The organism is Arcanobacterium bovis (assembly GCF_004331995.1).
Lineage (GTDB): Bacteria > Actinomycetota > Actinomycetes > Actinomycetales > Actinomycetaceae > Arcanobacterium_A > Arcanobacterium_A bovis.
This window is the reverse complement of the sequence record NZ_SJDT01000002.1, coordinates 359,465-376,879: the sequence shown is the minus strand read 5'-3', so window position 1 is coordinate 376,879 and position 17,415 is coordinate 359,465. Positions and strand designations below refer to the sequence as shown.

The following is a 17,415-nucleotide window of genomic DNA, read 5'->3' as shown; positions in this document are numbered from 1 at the left end:
AACCGAGCCTAACGCATACCTGCCGCACTTTATGAAATATGCTTGGCGCGTGAGCATATTTGAAGCAGTCATTTTGGGTATCGTGCAAGGCCTCACCGAATTCTTGCCAATCTCATCGTCGGCGCATTTGCGAATTGTCGGTGATCTTTTTCCAAACCTCGGCGATCCTGGCGTGACTTTCACAGCAGTAACTCAGATTGGAACCGAAACAGCAGTTCTGCTCTATTTCTGGAAAGATATCGTTCGCATCATTAAGAAGTGGTTCCAGGCTTTACCCATTGGCCCTTGGAAACGTCAAGTGCCCAGTTCAGATCCCGATGCTCGCATGGGATGGATCGTCATCATTGGCACCTTCCCAATTGTGATTCTTGGGTTGTTGCTTGAGAATGCAATCGATTCGGTGTTTAGAAATCTTTATATTACAGCTCTGATGCTTGCGCTCTTCGCAATATTCTTGGGTCTTGCTGACCGTTTTGGTAAGCGCAGTATTCCACTTGAGAAGATGAGCATGCGCGACGGCATCATTCTTGGCTTCGCACAGTCGATGGCACTCATACCAGGAGTTTCTCGATCCGGCGGCACAATCACAGTGGGATTATTGCTTGGTTATACTCGCGCTGCTGCTGCCCGTGTTTCGTTCTTGCTGGCAATTCCGGCCGTGATGGGTTCGGGTTTCTATCGTTTATTGTCCGACGGCGGTGCGGATAGCACCGTGGGGATGCCTGCGTTATTGATTGCCACAATAACCGCCTTTATTGTGGGATATGGCGTAATCGTGTGGTTCTTGAAGCTTGTTGAAACGAAATCTTATCTTCCATTCGTGATCTATCGCTTGGTACTTGCGGCTTTGGTGGTGTTGATGCTGATGAAGGGGATCTTGGGGGTTTACTAAGTGCAGACTTGGGAACGTCCACAGGTGCCGCTTCTTCCTGGATCAGCACCTACTCTCCAGCTTCGTGATTCACTCACCGGAGCTATTAGTCCTCACCTTCGTGAGGAGCTAAATCTTTGGGTGTGCGGCATTACTCCCTATGATGCCACCCATCTTGGGCACGCAAATACCTACGTGTTCTTTGACATCCTCGTACGCGTGTGGATCGACGGTGGCCGCAAGATGCGCTACGCTCAAAACCTTACCGATATTGACGATCCGCTTTTTGAACGCGCTCACGCTACCGGCGTCGATTGGAAGAACTTAGCCCACGAACAAACCGAACTGTTTCGTCAAGATATGCGTGAGCTGCGGGTAATTCCGCCTCATGCTTGGGTGTCGGTTTCGGAAAAACTCGACGATTTAGAACAACTCGTGCGAGCGTGGGAAGAAAATGCAGGGGCATATCGCCTTCCCAACGACGACGGTTCGGAGGACATTTATGTCGATTCTGCCAGCGACGTTGAATTTGTGAACTCGCCATATTTTTCAGACCTCGATTTGGCAGCTCTTTTTGATGGGCATGGTGGCGATTCACAACGTGTAGGCAAAAGAAACCCGCTGGATCCCTTGGTTTGGAAAGGCGTACGCGGCACTGATTACCGACCACCATCGAAAATTGCAGGGCAATGGCGGCCAGGTTGGCATATTGAATGTGCCGCGATTGCTAAGGATGAATTGGGTACGGTTGACGTACAAGGCGGCGGGTCTGATCTGTTATTTCCTCATCATGAAATGAGCGAATTACATCTTCGGGCTATAAATTCCCAAGAATCGGCAGTTGCGACACTTGCACAACAAAAATCTGTAGCATTCCATGTACATTCGGCAATGGTGAGTTACCAAGGCACGAAGATGTCAAAGTCCTTGGGGAATTTGATTCTTGTATCTCAACTAATTCACACTGGCGTTGATCCACGCGCGATTAGGCTCACGATTTTAAGCCACCATTACCGGCAAGACTGGGAATACACCGACGCCGTTTTGGAACGTGCGCAAAAACGCCTAGCGCAATGGAATGCTGCGTTGGAAGCACCTTTTGATGAATGTGCTCCTGAGCATGGCATGGAGTTACTACAAAAGCTTCGTAAGAATCTCGCCTACGATCTTGACACCCCCGCAGCTCTTGCGGCTGTCGATGATTGCCTTGCACATCTCACCGCCTGGCATTCTGAGGCTGATAAACAACTAGTAATTGACACAATCGACGCATTATTGGGAGTAAAACTGTGACACTACCAGCAGCAATCCTTTTCGACATGGATGGAACTCTAACAGATAGTGAACAAATCTGGTTTAGGGCAGAAACAGAGCTTTTCCAAGACCTTGGCAAAGATTTTAACTTTGATATGGCAAAAGAAGTCATTGGCATGTCAATCGTAGATTCAACGTCCTATTTAGCACAGATTGCTGGGGGAGATATTTCTCCACAGGAAATCCAAGATCGTCTGCTTGAGAAAGTCACCACTGTGGCTGCGCGCGATGGACTGCCATGGCGTCCAGGAGCTTACGAATTATTGGAATTGGCGCAGAATCTCGATATTCCAACAGCTCTTGTTACCTCGTCGTTTCTCTCTTTTGCACAGTACGCGATTGATCGCGCGCCGAAAGGCACTCTTACAATTGCCGTAACGGGAGATCGTGTGCCACAAGGCAAGCCACATCCACTGCCATACCTCATGGCTGCGTCCGAACTCGGTGTTGATATCAACCAGTGTATGGCATTCGAGGATTCAATCCCTGGCCTCACCTCGGCATACCGTTCGGGAGCTGTGACAATAGGAATACCATTCCAAGTGGAATTGCCAAGATTTGATGGCGCTGTATTTATCGAGTCATTGGTTGAAGTGGATGAAGATTTCTTGCATGAGAATATGGGTTCACGATAACTGCCGCTAACGCTGCTGAGTAATAGCTCCTCGCACAGGTCTCAGTGCAAGGTGCTTGCACGGAACAATGTTCGCAAGCGAAATAGCTTCTCCGTTAATGGCATTGTTCCACACCAGCGTTTTCATCGTTTCTACATGTGCATGCACACGGCACTTGTCAACAACTCATCCACGGAAAGCGGTACGCAATTTTTCTATGCCATCATCGTTGATTTCAGGTGGGTTGCCTCCAAACGCTGGGCAGAGATCTTTGAAATGACACCATCCGCACAACGGACCTTCTTTGGGCTCAAATTCTTTGGTGTAGAGACGCTCCGAAATCGCAGACCACAGATGCATCAGGGATGACTCGATAAATGCGACGTCGTCCATACTTGGATCATAGGTGAGTATGCGACCATCACCGAGATAGATGAGCTGAGTTCGGGCAGGTAGTTTGTTTTGTTCGAAATACAGGGCGGCGGCATAAAAGCGCATCTGAAATATCGCGCTGTCTTGATACTGCGGTTTCGGAGATTTGCCAGTTTTATAATCGACAATCCGCAGATCGCCATTGGGAGCTTCGTCAATGCGGTCAATAATGCCGCGAATTGCCAATCCCTGCGGCAATTGGGCATTAACGAAGCTTTCGCGCGCTTTTGGCTCCAAAAACTGCGGATTCTCGAGGGAAAAATAATGCGAGATTAGCGGTCGTGCAGATTCGAGCCACTGCTCTAGAGCTTCGTCGGTTTCAAATAACTCCACAGTATCTGGCTTTTTCTGCAGGTGTTCATTCCATCGCGGAAGCAATAAACTCTGCGCATAACTTTCAGTGCGCTCAGAAGCATTCACTTCAAAAAGATGTTCAAGCACCGAGTGGACAAGCGTTCCACGCAAAGCCTCGAGCGAAGGCGGTTCGGGAATCGAATCAATCACTCGAAACCTGAATTTGAGCGGGCACTGCTTAAAATCGTTCGCGCGTGACGGCGAAATTGCTGCATGACTTGTGTTCATAGTCCTACCGTACCTTGTGGATCCCGCTAGTTTTGTGTGCTACCAGTATGATATTCATTGTGAAACAAAATCTTCATCCGCAAGGGGCAGACCGTCGTCGTGGGCCATTCCGTGCCGGCGAGCGTGTTCAGCTCACCGATACCAAGAACCGCAAGTACACCGTGATGCTTACTGAGGACGGCTTTTTTCAGTCTCAGCGCGGAAGTTTTCGGCACAGCGAGCTAATCGGCAAAGAAGAGGGAACGATTCTCGAAACCCAATCAGGGCATCGGCTCCAAGCATTGCGCCCGCTCGTCACCGACTACGTGCTCTCGATGCCACGTGGTGCCACGGTAGTCTATCCCAAAGACGCCGGTCAGATCGTACAACAAGCTGATGTATTTCCGGGAGCGCGAGTTGTTGAAGCTGGGCTTGGTTCTGGTGCCTTGGCGTTGTCGCTACTTGCAGCTATTGGCGACGCCGGACACCTCACGTCCGTAGAACGGCGGGCGGAATTTGCCGAAATTGCTCAGGCTAATGTGCGCTCTTGGTACGGCGCAGATATGCCGCCGTGGATGGTGAAAATCGGCGATTTAGATCAGGTGCTGTATTCCCTTGAGGAAGGTTCAGTCGATCACGTAATTCTCGATATGCTCGCGCCGTGGGAGAATATTGACGCCGCAGCATATGCGTTGCGATCTGGGGGAGTAATTCTCGCTTACGTGGCTACGACAACGCAGATGTCGCGTTTCGTAGAAGATTTGCGCGATTCCTTTGCATTTGCTGAGCCGGAATCTTCAGAGACGCTGATCCGAACATGGCATTTGGATGGACTGTCGGTGCGGCCCGATCATCGAATGGTTGCGCACACTGGCTTTTTGGTGGTAGCACGTCGCATAGGACGCGAATCAACACCGTTAGTTCCAAAACGACGCCCCGCACCAGCGGCACATTCTGAGCCTCTGGCTTGGGAAACTGAAGAACTTGCCGAACGACGCATTTCAGAAAAGAAACTACGCAAAGTTCGCCGCGACGTCGCTCATCGGGCTGATGTGGAAGAAACCGGTAAATCTGCACAAGGTAAGCACAGTGCTCAGATGGCGGCCAAATTGAGTGAAGAGGTGCAGGAACGTGCCCAAGAACGCTACGAAGAACGGCGTCGTGCGCGAATGAATGACGCTATTGATTCCGCAACCGAATTCACTACCGATAGGCAGGAGAGCAATGACGAATCCTGAATCAGGCGAAAACTTTGGACTTCGGCAGATAGCTGGCTCATTGGAAGAAAAGAACAATCGGCTTGCTAAAGGGCTCCAAGATGCACGAAATCGGATTCAGGAGTTATCTGAGCAGCTGGAGCGCTTGTCGCAACCGCCGTCGTCGTATGCAACTTTTTTATCGGCAAATCACACCGATCACACCGTAACTGCGCTGGTAGGTAACCGAAAGATGCAGCTCGGCGTGGCCAAATTGGTCGAGTTGGGCAGGATTGAACCTGGTCAGGAACTACTTCTCAACGAGCAGATGGTAGTTATCGGGGTAGCGAATTATGCTCGCACGGGTGAGATCGTAACGGTGTCGCTGGTACTTGGCGTTGATCGTGCTTTGGTGAAAGTTCATCAAGACGAAGAACGTATCTTGTGGTTAGGCGGTAAACTGCGCTCACAAGATATTCGCGTGGGAGATCTGCTCCTCGCTGACCTGCGCATCGGATTTGCTATTGAGAAAGTTGAACGTCCAGATGTAGAGCACTTGCTTCTCGAGGAAATTCCCGATGTGGATTATTCGGCAATTGGCGGTTTGAGCTCGCAGATCGAGCAAATTCGCGACACCGTTGAGCTCCCATTTGAACAGCCGCAACTGTATCGAGACTACGGTTTGACTCCTCCAAAAGGCGTGTTGCTCTATGGTCCACCTGGCAACGGAAAAACGCTCATTGCAAAAGCTGTCGCCACATCGCTCGCGCAAAAGATAATTGCCCGCGATGCCGGTGGTAATCAGCGCGCATATTTTCTCAATATCAAAGGTCCTCAGCTCTTAGACAAATACGTAGGAGAAACCGAGCGTCAGATACGCGATATTTTCTCGCGTGCACGGGATCGTGCAGCCCACGGGATTCCAGTGGTGATATTTTTCGATGAAATGGAAGCGCTATTTCGCACCCGTGGTTCGGGAATTTCGTCCGACGTCGAAACAACAGTTGTTCCGCAGCTCTTGGCTGAAATCGACGGCGTAGAGAAACTTGACAACGTGATCGTGATTGGTGCATCAAACCGCGAAGATATGATTGATCCTGCGATTTTGCGGCCAGGGCGACTCGATATCAAAATTCGCATTGACCGCCCAGATCAGCACGGTGCTAAAGAGATTCTTTTGAAGTATTTGCTCCCAACACTACCAATCCACCGCAGCGAGATTCACAGTGTATCGCCGTTCCAAGCTGTTGATAACATGGCGCAAACGACGGTAGATAAGTTATTTGCTAAAGATAATGCGAACGAATTACTTGAGATCACTTTCGCCGATGGCACGCGGGAAAAGATGTATGTGAGCGATCTTGTGTCTGGTTCGATGCTCGCAGCGATTGTGGATCGGGCGAAGAAACTAGCAATTAAGGATTATCTGGCCTCGGGAGAAAAAGGCATTGCCACCCATCATCTCTTGAATGCACTAGCGGAAGAAATTCGCGAGAACGAAGATTTCTCAAATATCGCCGATCCACACGAATGGGCACGGATCAATGGGCATGCTCGCGGGAAGAAAATTCTTGACATCCGCTCGCTCGTTGATCGCCAATCCACCCCAGAGGAACAAGTTTCACCTGCGCGGAAGCAAATTCCGGCCGAAGTGAGCCTTGGCGATGATGACGTAATTGGCAAGGCAATCCACAAAGGACTTATCTGATGAGCGTTCGCAGAAGTATTGGATTAGAAACAGAATTTGGCATTATTGACGCGCGCAATATGAGTGCCAATCCGATTGCGCTCTCTACCCAAATCGTCGACGCGTATGGCGAGGCTGGAGCAGCGTCCACGCCGTTTGGCGCGGTGCGATGGGATTACGACGGCGAAGATCCACTTAACGATGCGCGCGGCTATCGTATTGATCGCGCCGCGGCGCATCCCTCTTTGCTCACGGACGATCCGCTGTCACCAGCACCTTCTGGCGAAGATGGATCATTCTTCCACGTACGCAGGCCTAGCGATGCAGAGTTGGCTCTGCCACGTGCAGCAAATGCGGTGCTTAAGAATGGTGCGCGGCTCTACGTAGATCACGCTCATCCGGAATATTCGGCACCAGAAGTGATCAATCCACGCGAAGCTGTGCTCTGGGATCGCGCAGGAGAATACATCGCTCGGGAAGCGATGACTCTTGCAAGCGACGATGAGCACCAGCTCGTGCTGTACAAAAACAATGTTGATGGAAAAGGTGCAGCTTACGGTACGCATGAAAACTATCTAGTACGACGTGACGTCGATTTCAATGAGATTATTCGGTATCTGACTCCGTTTTTCGTCACTCGACCAATAATCTGTGGTGCAGGACGAATTGGCATCGGACCACGTTCGGAGCAACCTGGATTCCAAATTTCCCAGCGAGCAGATTATGTGGAGAACGATGTTGGTCTCGAAACGACTTTCAATCGTCCAATTATTAATACTCGTGATGAACCGCATGCTGATGCGCGACTTTATCGGCGTCTGCACGTGATCGGTGGCGACGCTAATCAATTCGACTATTCTAATTTGCTCAAAATTGGCACAACATCGCTAGTCTTGTGGTTGCTTGAGCAAGATGAAGTGCCACTGGCTCTCGATTCGCTTGTGATGTACGAACCTGTGCGCGCCACCTGGGAAATTTCCCACGATCCTCACCTGACTATCGCCGTTGATATGCATGATGGCACTCGCAAGACTGCGCTCGATATTCAGGAAATATATCTTGACGTGATCAGGCAAGCTTTGACACGCCACGGCGATATCGATGCCGACACCCAAGAGATACTTGACGAATGGCAGTTGGTGCTCGATGCGCTGCGCAAAGACATCTTCTCGGTAGCATCGCGTGTTGAATGGGTGGCAAAGTACCAAATGCTCTCATCACTGCGTGAACGCGGTGGCTTAGCATGGGATGCTGATAAGCTTCGCGCTCTTGATTTGCAATGGCACGATTTACGTTCAACACACAGTATTGTGGGCAAACTTGACGAAGCCTCGCGAGTAGCAAGAATCTTTAGTCCTGCTGAGATTAACTGGGCTGTGCAAAATGCGCCGCTTTCGACCCGTGCATTTCTTCGTGGCGGCTTAATAAGTAAATTCCCACAGAATATTGCAGCTGCCGGATGGAATGGTATCACTGTGGATTTGCCTGGACGCGCGGATTTATTGAGGATCCCGCTCATGCATCCCGAGCGCGGGACGGGTGATTTGCTTCGTGCGATACTTGAACAATCGCACAGTATCGAGGAATTTATGCAGTTCTTAGGCAATGAATAACGAATTGTGGCTCACGGCCTTGAGACGATTCTAGAGTTTGCCTAATGAGAGGTCTACACTGGATAAGCGAAGTGGAAAGGGAAACGAAAAACGATGTCGCAACAAGAATTTGCACAACCACGCAAACGATCAGAGGTTCACTCCGAGGAAGTCGAATTTGCCCAACCTCAAACCAAGGACTTCGACGTCGATTCGCTACTCGATGATATTGATTCGATCCTAGAATCGAACGCAACATCGTTTGTACAAGGATTTGTGCAAAAGGGCGGCCAGTGAAACGCAGAATTTTCGGTGTCGAAACCGAGTATGGCTTGATGTGCGCCTCGCTTAACGGCGGCGTTCCTCCACTCGATCCGGAAGACGCCGCACAACGACTTTTTGCGCAGGTCTTAGCTACGAATCGCTCAACGAATACCTTCCTAGCCAATGGCGCACGCCTCTATCTCGATGTAGGAGCACATCCAGAATACGCCAGTGCTGAATGCGATTCGGTGCACGATATTGTGTGCAATGACCGCGCTGGTGATGCCATATTTTCGACGATGGTCGATGTATTGAATGAGGAGCTTATCCAAAAGTCCATTCCTGGCAAGGTTCACTTGTTCAAAAACAACGTCGATACGCAGGGAAATTCTTTCGGTTGCCACGAAAACTATCTGGTGCGTCGTCGTCGTGATTATCGGGCGCGAATCGAATCGCTGGTTCCGTTTTTTGTGAGCCGGCAAATCCTCGTTGGTGCCGGTTTTATCGCGAAAGACGACGCCGGAGTCCGCTACGAAATCTCTCAACGAGCTCACCACATGTGGGATGCTGTTTCGTCTGCCTCAACGCGTGCACGGCCGATGATCAATACCCGCGATGAACCGCATGGCGATGCCGAGCTGTACCGCCGTATGCATGTTATTGTGGGTGACTCCAATATTTCTGACTCAACGTCGGCGTTGAAGATTGGCATGACCGAGGCAGTACTTAACTGTTTGGAAGACGGCGTGCGCTTTCGACAGTGCGAATTAGCAGATCCGATGCTTGCCATTCGCGAGATTTCCCAAGATACATCGGGCAAAGCGCTCGTGGAGCAAGCTAATGGCACACGCATCACTGCGCTCGAGATCCAAGTAGCAATATACGAACAGGTCATGGCTCATTACGAGTCGGCAGGATGGCTATCGACGCTTGATCCGACCCGCGAATACGTCTTTGATCTGTGGAAACGCGCACTTGAAGGCATTGAACGCGGCAATACGGATTCACTTGCCACCGAAATTGATTGGATTGCTAAAAAGCGGCTGCTCAAGCGCTATCAGGAGCGCTTAGGGGTGGGACTCGATGATCCTCGCATCGCTCGGCTCGATCTGGCGTGGCACGACATTACGCGCAGCGGTTTACGAGCATCCTTAGAAGCTAGCGGCGGTCTGAAGAAACTTGTTACTGAGGACGAAGTGACGACGGCGATGGCAATTCCTCCGCAGACAACGCGAGCAAAATTGCGTGGAGATTTCGTGGCTGCCGCCCTAGATTCGCGCCGCGATTTTATGGCGGATTGGACTAATTTGCGCTTGATTACCGCCGATGGCTCAGCCACGGTGCTACTCAAAGATCCATTCGTAAACGCAGATTCGCGAGTAGATGCTCTGATGGAAGAACTGGACTGCTAATGGTACGAAGAATTCATCTAGTTTTGGGATTTATACTTGCGCTCCTCATCGGTTTTGGTGTGGGAATTGTGCATACGAAAAATTCAGGATCCAATACAACGCTTACGATAGCATCACATGGCGAGGTGGGATCACCGGCGTCGATATCTGTGACAGGTAGTGTGCATGCCTCTGATGCGGGAGTAAAAATGCTCGTGCAAGGTGGTGGCCGCGTTATCGACGAAGGAACGCAACTGCTCTACCAAGCTGCGTCATATTCGTACACCTCGAATGGCGGGTTAGTAAACAATAATCACGACCAGTTTTATGCTGGACAGGCTGATAAGAAGAAATTAGGCACTATTGCCGAAGCTATCTTGGGCAAAACGGAAGGTTCGCGTATCGCCGTCGTTGATCCTGATGATTCGGCGAAAAACACGGAGATCGTTGTCATTGATCTGCTCCCTACCACTGTCCAAGGACAAATGAAGGCTTTTGCAGGAACTGTACCGTTCCCAGGCATTACGGTAGGAGCAAACAATAGACCGACTTTGGGCGCAACAGGTCAAGCGATTCCCTCGCTCGCAGTAAGTGAACTTATCGCTGGCAAAGGTGCACAGATCACCCAAAACGACGCAATTTTTGCAAATTACGTGCTCGTTGATGCCAACGGCGCTGTGCTTGAAGATACTTGGAATAATCCACAACCGGCATATATAGAGGTGAACAAAGTTTTCGCTGGAATGCGCGATGGCTTGCTCGATCAGCGTATTGGTTCACGAGTCGCGCTAGCGATACCTGCCCAAAATGCGCAAGGGAACCGCGATATTTATGCAATAGTTGATATTCTTGCTATTGCTAATAAAGCTGAGGATTAAGTAGGGGAGAGCCGTGGCGGTTGCAGTGCGTGTTATTCCGTGTCTCGATGTTTCGCATGGTCGAGTCGTTAAAGGTGTGAATTTTGAGAATTTACGCGATGCGGGCGATCCCGTGGAGCTCGCGCGAATCTATGGTGACATGGGCTGTGATGAACTGACATTCCTCGATGTCTCGGCGTCTGTCGAAGGGCGTTCAACGCTACTTGACGTAGTGCGCAAAACTGCCGATCAAGTGTTTATTCCGCTCACTGTTGGCGGTGGCGTCCGTTCCGTTGACGACGTGGCACAATTGCTTCACGCCGGTGCCGATAAGGTAGGAATTAACACTGCTGCCGTGCGCAGGCCAGAACTCATCAGTGAAATTGCAGATCAATTTGGCAATCAAGTTATTACGCTTTCGGTTGATGCACGCCGAGTTCGCGAAGAAACTCGAACAGATTCTGGCTACGAAATTACTACTCACGGTGGCAAACAAGGCACAGGCATTGACGCTTTGCAGTGGGCACGCACTGCTGTTGAACTCGGTGCAGGAGAAATCCTGCTCAATTCGATGGATGCCGACGGCACAAACGCAGGCTTCGATACTGACATGATTAAAGATTTTCGCTCCGAAATTTCGGTGCCCATCATTGCTTCAGGAGGAGCCGGTACTACCGAGCATTTTGTGCAGGCAGTACAAGCGGGTGCCGATGCTGTGCTGGCAGCGAGTGTATTTCATTTCGGAACTCTCACGATACGCGAAGTCAAAGACGAACTTGCCAAAGCCGGAATCGAGGTGCGATGATGAGCGCAGAAAATGCACCACAGGATGTACTTGATCCGCAGTATGAGCAGCGAATTAAGTTTAACGACCAGGGCTTAGTGCTGGCCGTAATCCAAGACTGGGATAACAAAGACGTATTGATGGTTGCGTGGATGAATCGCGTGGCCTTGGCACGCACACTCTCCACTGGCCGCGTTTGGTTCTGGTCGCGTTCGCGGCAAGAATACTGGCGCAAAGGCGATACATCGGGTCACATCCAATTGGTGAAGAATGTATCGCTTGATTGCGACGGCGATTCGCTCTTAGTACAGGTTGAGCAGGTGGGAAGCGCCTGCCATACCGGCGAGCGTACCTGTTTTCTAGCAGGTGGTGAACTGCTTTTAACACACAATGGCGAGAGCGAGAAGCAATGAACGAAGAGCTTTCTTGGGGACAGATTTGGCCAAGTCGGGAAGATTTTTTAGCCTTAGCACGCGATCATCGGGTTATCCCTGTGGTCAAGCGGGTGCTCATCGACGATGCAACTCCTGTTGGTCTCTATCGTCTACTCGCTAAGTCACGTCCTGGCACCTTTTTACTCGAATCCGTAGAGCAAGACGGCGTTCGCTCGCGGTGGTCGTATATCGGCGTAAGTTCCCGTGCGTCATTAATCGCGCGTGATGGCAAAGCCCAGTGGACGGGAGACGTTCCGCAAGGAGTCCTTAAGCAAGGGCCCACAATTGAGGTATTGGCTTCGGCTTTAGCTCAGTTACACACACAACGCTTTGCCCACTTACCGCCACTAACTGGTGGATTAATTGGCGCGTTGGGCTGGGAAATTGTTGCCGAATGGGAGCCACAGTTGCGCTATGAATCTCAGCGAGAACTCGATGTTCCCGATGTATCTTTGTGCCTTGTTGACGACCTGCTCGCCATTGACCACAAAGAGAATGGGGTATGGCTAGTAGCGAATGCCATCAATCGCAATGGAAATGACGACGGCGCTGATGCAGCGTACGATCAAGCAACGGATCGCCTTGAGCAGATGTTCGCAGGCTTAAGCGAACCAGTAACGCTTCATCTTAGCGAACTAAGCAACGGTGCTGAACAGATACCAGCAAAGTTTCGGTTTCGCACGATTCAATCAGACTTCGAAGCGTCGGTTACGCGCGCCAAAACCCATATTGTTGATGGAGATGTTTTCCAAGTAGTTCTTTCGCAGCGGCAGGATGTGGAGTGTAACGCTACACCTCTCGATGTTTATCGAGTTTTACGCACAATAAATCCAAGCCCATACATGTACTACTTACAGCTGGAAAACCTCGATGCTGAGTCTGGGTTTGCGGTTGTGGGAGCTTCGCCCGAAACTTTGATGAAACTCGACGGCACCCAAATCACAACATTCCCGATTGCAGGCTCCCGGCCACGCGGCGTCGATCTTACCGAAGACCAAACTCTTGAAGAGGAATTACTTGCCGATCCAAAAGAATGTTCTGAGCATATAATGCTCGTTGATTTGGCGCGAAATGACCTAGCGAAAGTTGCGGTGCCTGGTTCTGTACATGTTCAGGAACTGATGGCAATTAAGAAGTTTTCCCATATCATGCATATCACTTCAACGGTGACTGCCACTTTGCGCGAGGATAAGACGGCAGTGGACTGTTTGAAAGCCACTTTCCCAGCTGGCACCCTTTCCGGTGCGCCTAAACCGCGCGCTATCGAGATCATCGATTCTTTGGAACCCGCACAGCGCGGGATCTATGGTGGCGTTGTGGGATATTTCGATTTTAGTGGAAATGCGGACTTGGCAATCGCCATCCGCACCGCCGTCATCAAGGGAAAATACGCCCATATTCAAGCCGGCGCAGGAATCGTTGCCGACTCGGATCCAAGCACTGAGTTTGAGGAAACACGCAATAAAGCTGCCGCAGTAGTGCGGGCAATCCACATCGCAAACTCGCTCGGATAGCGTGCATCGTCCAAACGGTGAGCAAGTTCGGACTATCGCCTAAATCACGTTAAGATTGGTTTCAGGCGATTGGAGGAAAGATGACCGTCTTGGAAGATATCATTGCCGGTGTCCGCGCTGATGTAGCCACGCGCGAAGCTCAGGTTTCGCTTGACGATCTGAAAGCGCGCGCAATGAAAATTCCGCCAGCTCTCAATGCTTATGGCGCATTGAAAACGGACGATCATCGTGCGGTGCGGATTATTTCGGAAATCAAACGCAAGAGTCCGTCCAAAGGTCATCTTGCAGATATTACCGATCCTGCAACACTTGCTCAGATTTATGAAGACGGCGGGGCAGCAGCGGTCTCGGTACTCACCGAGCAGCGCCGTTTTGGCGGTTCGCTAGACGATCTCGATATCGTGCGTCGGAGTATTGATATTCCTGTCTTGCGAAAAGACTTCATTGTTAGTCCCTATCAAATCTGGGAAGCGCGCGCTCACGGCGCAGACCTCGTACTGCTCATTGTTGCCGCGCTAGAGCAGATTGTGCTCGAATCTTTCGTAGAACGTGTTCACTCCTTGGGTATGACTGCGCTTGTAGAAGCCCACAATCAAGAAGAAGCTCTACGGGCGGTGGACGCAGGAGCGTCCGTTATTGGGATCAATGCCCGCAACCTGAAAACACTCGATGTGGACCGCAAGACATTCGATCGGGTAGTTGATGTATTACCGCGTGACGTGCTGAGAATTGCTGAATCAGGCGTGCGCACGCCACAAGACGTTTTGGATTATGCCCGCAGTGGCGCAGATGCCGTTCTGGTTGGAGAAGCTCTCGTAACCAGTGGCAATCCAGGTCAAGCGATTCGCGATATGGTAGCAATTGGTGAACACCCCTCGCTTACTGCGATGGAACGATGAGGACTCCCTATGGAAAATATTTCGGAAATTCAAGGACCCTATTTTGGCGAATTTGGTGGCAGGTTCATCCCAGAAGCGCTGATGAAAGCTTTAACTGACCTTGAAAATGGTTGGAATAAACTGAAAGTAGATCCAGCATTCATCGCGGAACTTGAGGCTCTCCACCGAACGTATTCAGGCCGTCCTTCAATCATCACTGAAGTACCCAAATTTGCGAAGCACTGTGGCAATGCGCGGGTGATCTTAAAACGTGAAGATTTGAACCACACCGGATCACACAAGATTAACAATGTGCTCGGTCAGGCATTATTGACTCGGAGTCTGGGGAAGAGCCGGGTTATCGCTGAAACCGGCGCTGGACAGCACGGTGTTGCCACTGCAACCGCCGCAGCTTTACTCGGTTTGGAGTGCACCATTTACATGGGCGCAGTAGATGCTCAACGCCAAGCTTTGAACGTGGCGCGTATGGAATTGCTCGGCGCGCGCGTCGTCGCAGTTGAACACGGATCAAAGACTCTCAAAGATGCTATTAATGAAGCATTCCGCGATTGGTTTACGAATGTTGATTCTACTAACTACATCTTCGGCACAGCAGCTGGTCCGCATCCTTTCCCCAGTTTAGTTCGTGATCTACAGAAGATCATTGGCGAGGAAGCGCGCACGCAGGTACTGGAACTCACCGGAAAATTGCCGGACGCCGTCGTTGCCTGTGTGGGAGGAGGATCGAATGCGATCGGTATCTTTAACCGTTTCCTCGACGATCCGACTGTGACGCTCATCGGTTGCGAAGCTGCTGGCGATGGCGTTGATACTTCGCGTCACGCCGCATCGATTTCCGGCGGTAGCACGGGAGTTTTGCACGGAGCAAAGACTTTCATTTTACAAGATGACGACGGGCAAACAATCGAGTCACACTCGATTTCTGCAGGACTCGATTATCCTGGAGTCGGCCCTCAACACGCCTGGCTAGCGCAGACTAACCGTGCCCACTACCTACCTGTTTCTGATGCAGAAGCGATGGAAGCCTTCCGGCTCTTGTGCCGAACCGAAGGTATTATTCCGGCGATTGAATCGGCGCATGCCCTGGCTGGCGCGATGAAATTTGGCTGCGATGCGCAGGTGGCTGGTCAAACTCCGCCAATTATCTTGGTGTGTTTATCTGGTAGGGGAGATAAAGACGTGGAAACCGCTGCCCGTTATTTTGGACTTTTGAAAGAGGGCGAATGATGAATTCCCGTACTGGTGATGCAATTGATGCGGCTCTCGCTCAAGAACGACCTGCCTTCGTGGCTTATCTGCCGGTTGGGTTTCCCAGTGTGGATTTGTCTATCAAGGCTGCTCAACAGGTCGTTGCGGCGGGCGCGGACGTCATCGAACTCGGCTTTCCCTATTCCGATCCAACCATGGACGGTGCGGTTATCCAACACGCTGCACAGTTAGCTCTCGACAATGGGCTACGCCGTGGGGATGTATTCCGGGCCGTAGAAGAAGTTGCCGAGTCTGGCGCTGCTGTACTGGTCATGACTTACTACAATCCCGTGTTCAAATATGGTGTCGAGAATTTTTCCCGCGATCTGCACAATGCTGGAGGAGCTGGTTTGATCACGCCTGATCTTATTCCAGAAGAAGCTGCGGAATGGATCGGCGTAGCGGATAACTATGACCTCGACAAAGTATTCCTTATCGCACCGTCGTCGACAGACGCTCGGATCAAGCTTACTTGCGAAAACACTCGCGGTTTCGTATATGCAGCGTCGCGTATGGGAGTTACAGGTGTGCAGAACGACGTCGGGTCGGATGCGCCATCCTTGGTACAACGCGCACGTTCGCTCGGTGCACAACGCGTAGGCGTGGGCATCGGCGTCTCCAATGCTCAACAAGCGCATACGGTCGGCGGCTACGCTGATGCAGTGATTGTAGGATCAGCGCTAGTTCAGTCCCTCATGGGTGAAGGCGCTCCGAACGAGTTACTGGACAATGTTTCCAGTACTGCGGCAGATATTTTTACTGGTGTTGAAAGCGCTAAGCGGGCTCAATAACGATATGATGGGCACGGTTAGCAAACTTTAAGGAGCAGTTTTTGTTCGCATCAATACCTTCGCCACCTGTTAATGTGTGGTATCTCGGCCCGCTACCAATTCGTGCCTATGCATTTGCGATCATCATCGGGATTATTGTCGCCGTCTATATCCTCGAAAAGCGTTATACGAAAAAAGGTGGTCCGAGCGAGATTTCGATTGACGTTGCAGTTTGGGCAGTTATCTTCGGTATCATCGGCGCCCGTTTGTACCATATTTTTACGACGCCGCAGCCTTACTTTGGCGAAAACGGTGATCTGACCAAGATTTTCCGGATTTGGGAGGGCGGTCTTGGTATCTGGGGAGCTGTTGCTGCCGGTGGACTCGGTATTTATATCGCGCTACATCGTCGAGGTCTGCGGTTTGCTCCTTTCGCTGATGCCTTAGCGCCAGGATTGCTTGTGGCCCAAGCCATTGGCAGGTTTGGCAACTGGTTTAATCAAGAACTTTACGGACGTCCCACTGATCTGCCGTGGGGGCTTGAGATTTCGCCTGAACATATTGTGGGCGGATATCCGGCTGGAACCACTTTCCATCCCACATTTCTCTATGAAGCACTATGGTGTTTAAGTGCAGCTTTAGTGCTGATACTGCTTGAACGTGGCAAAAATCTGCGCGGTGGCCAGGTAATTGTTCTCTATGTTGCCTTTTATACCTTGGGTCGAGTCTGGATTGAGAATTTACGCATCGACGAAGCAGAGATCATTGCCGGACTTCGCCTCAATGTGTGGACTTCAATTTTTGTTTTCCTCGGCGCAATCGTGGTTTATGTGTTCGTCACTAAGAATCTGCGTGCGAATCCTCAGGTCGACGATATTTATCTCCAAGCGCCGGCGGAGGCCAAAGCGGATAACAACGAGGTGGATCGTACCGCTGAGGCGTAACGTATTACCAAGCTAATAGAAAATACCGCAAAAGAAAACGGAT

Annotated in this window: 17 protein-coding genes; 16 read left to right on the top strand and 1 reads right to left on the bottom strand. The window is 50.8% G+C overall.

Translation table 11 applies throughout. The annotated features are described in order from the left end of the window. Positions 1–49: 49 nt before the first annotated feature. The 3 genes from EZJ44_RS03565 to EZJ44_RS03555 are packed head-to-tail and all read left to right on the top strand — an operon-like array spanning position 50 to position 2,820. Positions 50–892 (top strand): undecaprenyl-diphosphate phosphatase, encoded by an 843-nt coding sequence (locus tag EZJ44_RS03565; RefSeq protein ID WP_131280168.1) that lies wholly within the window; start codon positions 50–52, stop codon positions 890–892. After that, positions 893–2,164 (top strand): hypothetical protein, encoded by a 1,272-nt coding sequence (locus EZJ44_RS03560; RefSeq protein WP_131280167.1) that lies wholly within the window; start codon positions 893–895, stop codon positions 2,162–2,164. Then, the gene (locus EZJ44_RS03555; protein ID WP_131280165.1) at positions 2,161–2,820 is read left to right on the top strand and encodes an HAD family hydrolase; all 660 of its coding nucleotides are present in this window, start codon (positions 2,161–2,163) and stop codon (positions 2,818–2,820) included. The genes EZJ44_RS03560 and EZJ44_RS03555 overlap by 4 nt, the downstream gene beginning before the upstream one ends. 165 nt (positions 2,821–2,985) lie before the next feature. On the opposite strand, the gene EZJ44_RS03550 is transcribed toward EZJ44_RS03555, so the two are convergent. Beyond that, on the bottom strand, positions 2,986–3,813 hold the full coding sequence (locus tag EZJ44_RS03550) for a RecB family exonuclease (RefSeq protein ID WP_131280163.1): 828 nt from the start codon (positions 3,811–3,813) through the stop codon (positions 2,986–2,988). A gap of 59 nt (positions 3,814–3,872) precedes the next feature. Between EZJ44_RS03550 and EZJ44_RS03545 the strand changes: the two genes are divergently transcribed. The 13 genes from EZJ44_RS03545 to lgt all read left to right on the top strand — a co-directional run bounded on the left by EZJ44_RS03545 (position 3,873) and on the right by lgt (position 17,372). Next, positions 3,873–5,030 carry a tRNA (adenine-N1)-methyltransferase gene (locus tag EZJ44_RS03545; RefSeq protein ID WP_241658570.1) on the top strand — a complete coding sequence of 386 codons (1,158 nt, stop codon included), beginning with the start codon at positions 3,873–3,875 and terminating at the stop codon, positions 5,028–5,030. Next, positions 5,017–6,696, top strand: coding sequence for a proteasome ATPase (arc, locus tag EZJ44_RS03540; protein WP_131280159.1), 1,680 nt, complete (start codon positions 5,017–5,019; stop codon positions 6,694–6,696). Before EZJ44_RS03545 ends, arc begins: the two co-directional genes overlap by 14 nt. Then, positions 6,696–8,288, top strand: a complete 1,593-nt coding sequence (dop, locus tag EZJ44_RS03535) for a depupylase/deamidase Dop (RefSeq protein ID WP_131280157.1) — start codon at positions 6,696–6,698, stop codon at positions 8,286–8,288. The genes arc and dop overlap by 1 nt, the downstream gene beginning before the upstream one ends. Positions 8,289–8,381: 93 nt before the next feature. Continuing rightward, positions 8,382–8,564 (top strand): ubiquitin-like protein Pup, encoded by a 183-nt coding sequence (locus EZJ44_RS03530; RefSeq protein ID WP_131280155.1) that lies wholly within the window; start codon positions 8,382–8,384, stop codon positions 8,562–8,564. Continuing rightward, the gene (pafA, locus tag EZJ44_RS03525; RefSeq protein ID WP_131280153.1) at positions 8,561–9,943 is read left to right on the top strand and encodes a Pup--protein ligase; all 1,383 of its coding nucleotides are present in this window, start codon (positions 8,561–8,563) and stop codon (positions 9,941–9,943) included. Before EZJ44_RS03530 ends, pafA begins: the two co-directional genes overlap by 4 nt. Beyond that, entirely contained in the window at positions 9,943–10,800 is an 858-nt protein-coding gene (locus EZJ44_RS03520) for an FKBP-type peptidyl-prolyl cis-trans isomerase (RefSeq protein WP_131280151.1), read from the top strand. The genes pafA and EZJ44_RS03520 overlap by 1 nt, the downstream gene beginning before the upstream one ends. Before the next feature lie 13 nt (positions 10,801–10,813). Continuing rightward, entirely contained in the window at positions 10,814–11,584 is a 771-nt protein-coding gene (gene hisF, locus EZJ44_RS03515; RefSeq protein WP_131280149.1) for an imidazole glycerol phosphate synthase subunit HisF, read from the top strand. After that, entirely contained in the window at positions 11,584–11,976 is a 393-nt protein-coding gene (gene hisI, locus EZJ44_RS03510; RefSeq protein ID WP_131280147.1) for a phosphoribosyl-AMP cyclohydrolase, read from the top strand. Before hisF ends, hisI begins: the two co-directional genes overlap by 1 nt. Beyond that, the gene (gene trpE / locus EZJ44_RS03505; RefSeq protein ID WP_131280145.1) at positions 11,973–13,511 is read left to right on the top strand and encodes an anthranilate synthase component I; all 1,539 of its coding nucleotides are present in this window, start codon (positions 11,973–11,975) and stop codon (positions 13,509–13,511) included. Before hisI ends, trpE begins: the two co-directional genes overlap by 4 nt. 80 nt (positions 13,512–13,591) lie before the next feature. Next, positions 13,592–14,410, top strand: coding sequence for an indole-3-glycerol phosphate synthase TrpC (trpC, locus tag EZJ44_RS03500; RefSeq protein ID WP_131280143.1), 819 nt, complete (start codon positions 13,592–13,594; stop codon positions 14,408–14,410). Between the two features lie 9 nt (positions 14,411–14,419). Further along, a complete protein-coding gene (trpB, locus tag EZJ44_RS03495; RefSeq protein WP_131280141.1) occupies positions 14,420–15,637 on the top strand; it encodes a tryptophan synthase subunit beta in 1,218 nt (405 codons plus the stop codon). Further along, complete coding sequence (gene trpA / locus EZJ44_RS03490; RefSeq protein WP_131280139.1) at positions 15,634–16,449, top strand: tryptophan synthase subunit alpha; 816 nt, start codon at positions 15,634–15,636, stop codon at positions 16,447–16,449. Before trpB ends, trpA begins: the two co-directional genes overlap by 4 nt. 41 nt (positions 16,450–16,490) lie before the next feature. Further along, positions 16,491–17,372, top strand: coding sequence for a prolipoprotein diacylglyceryl transferase (gene lgt, locus EZJ44_RS03485; protein WP_131280137.1), 882 nt, complete (start codon positions 16,491–16,493; stop codon positions 17,370–17,372). Positions 17,373–17,415: the final 43 nt, after the last annotated feature.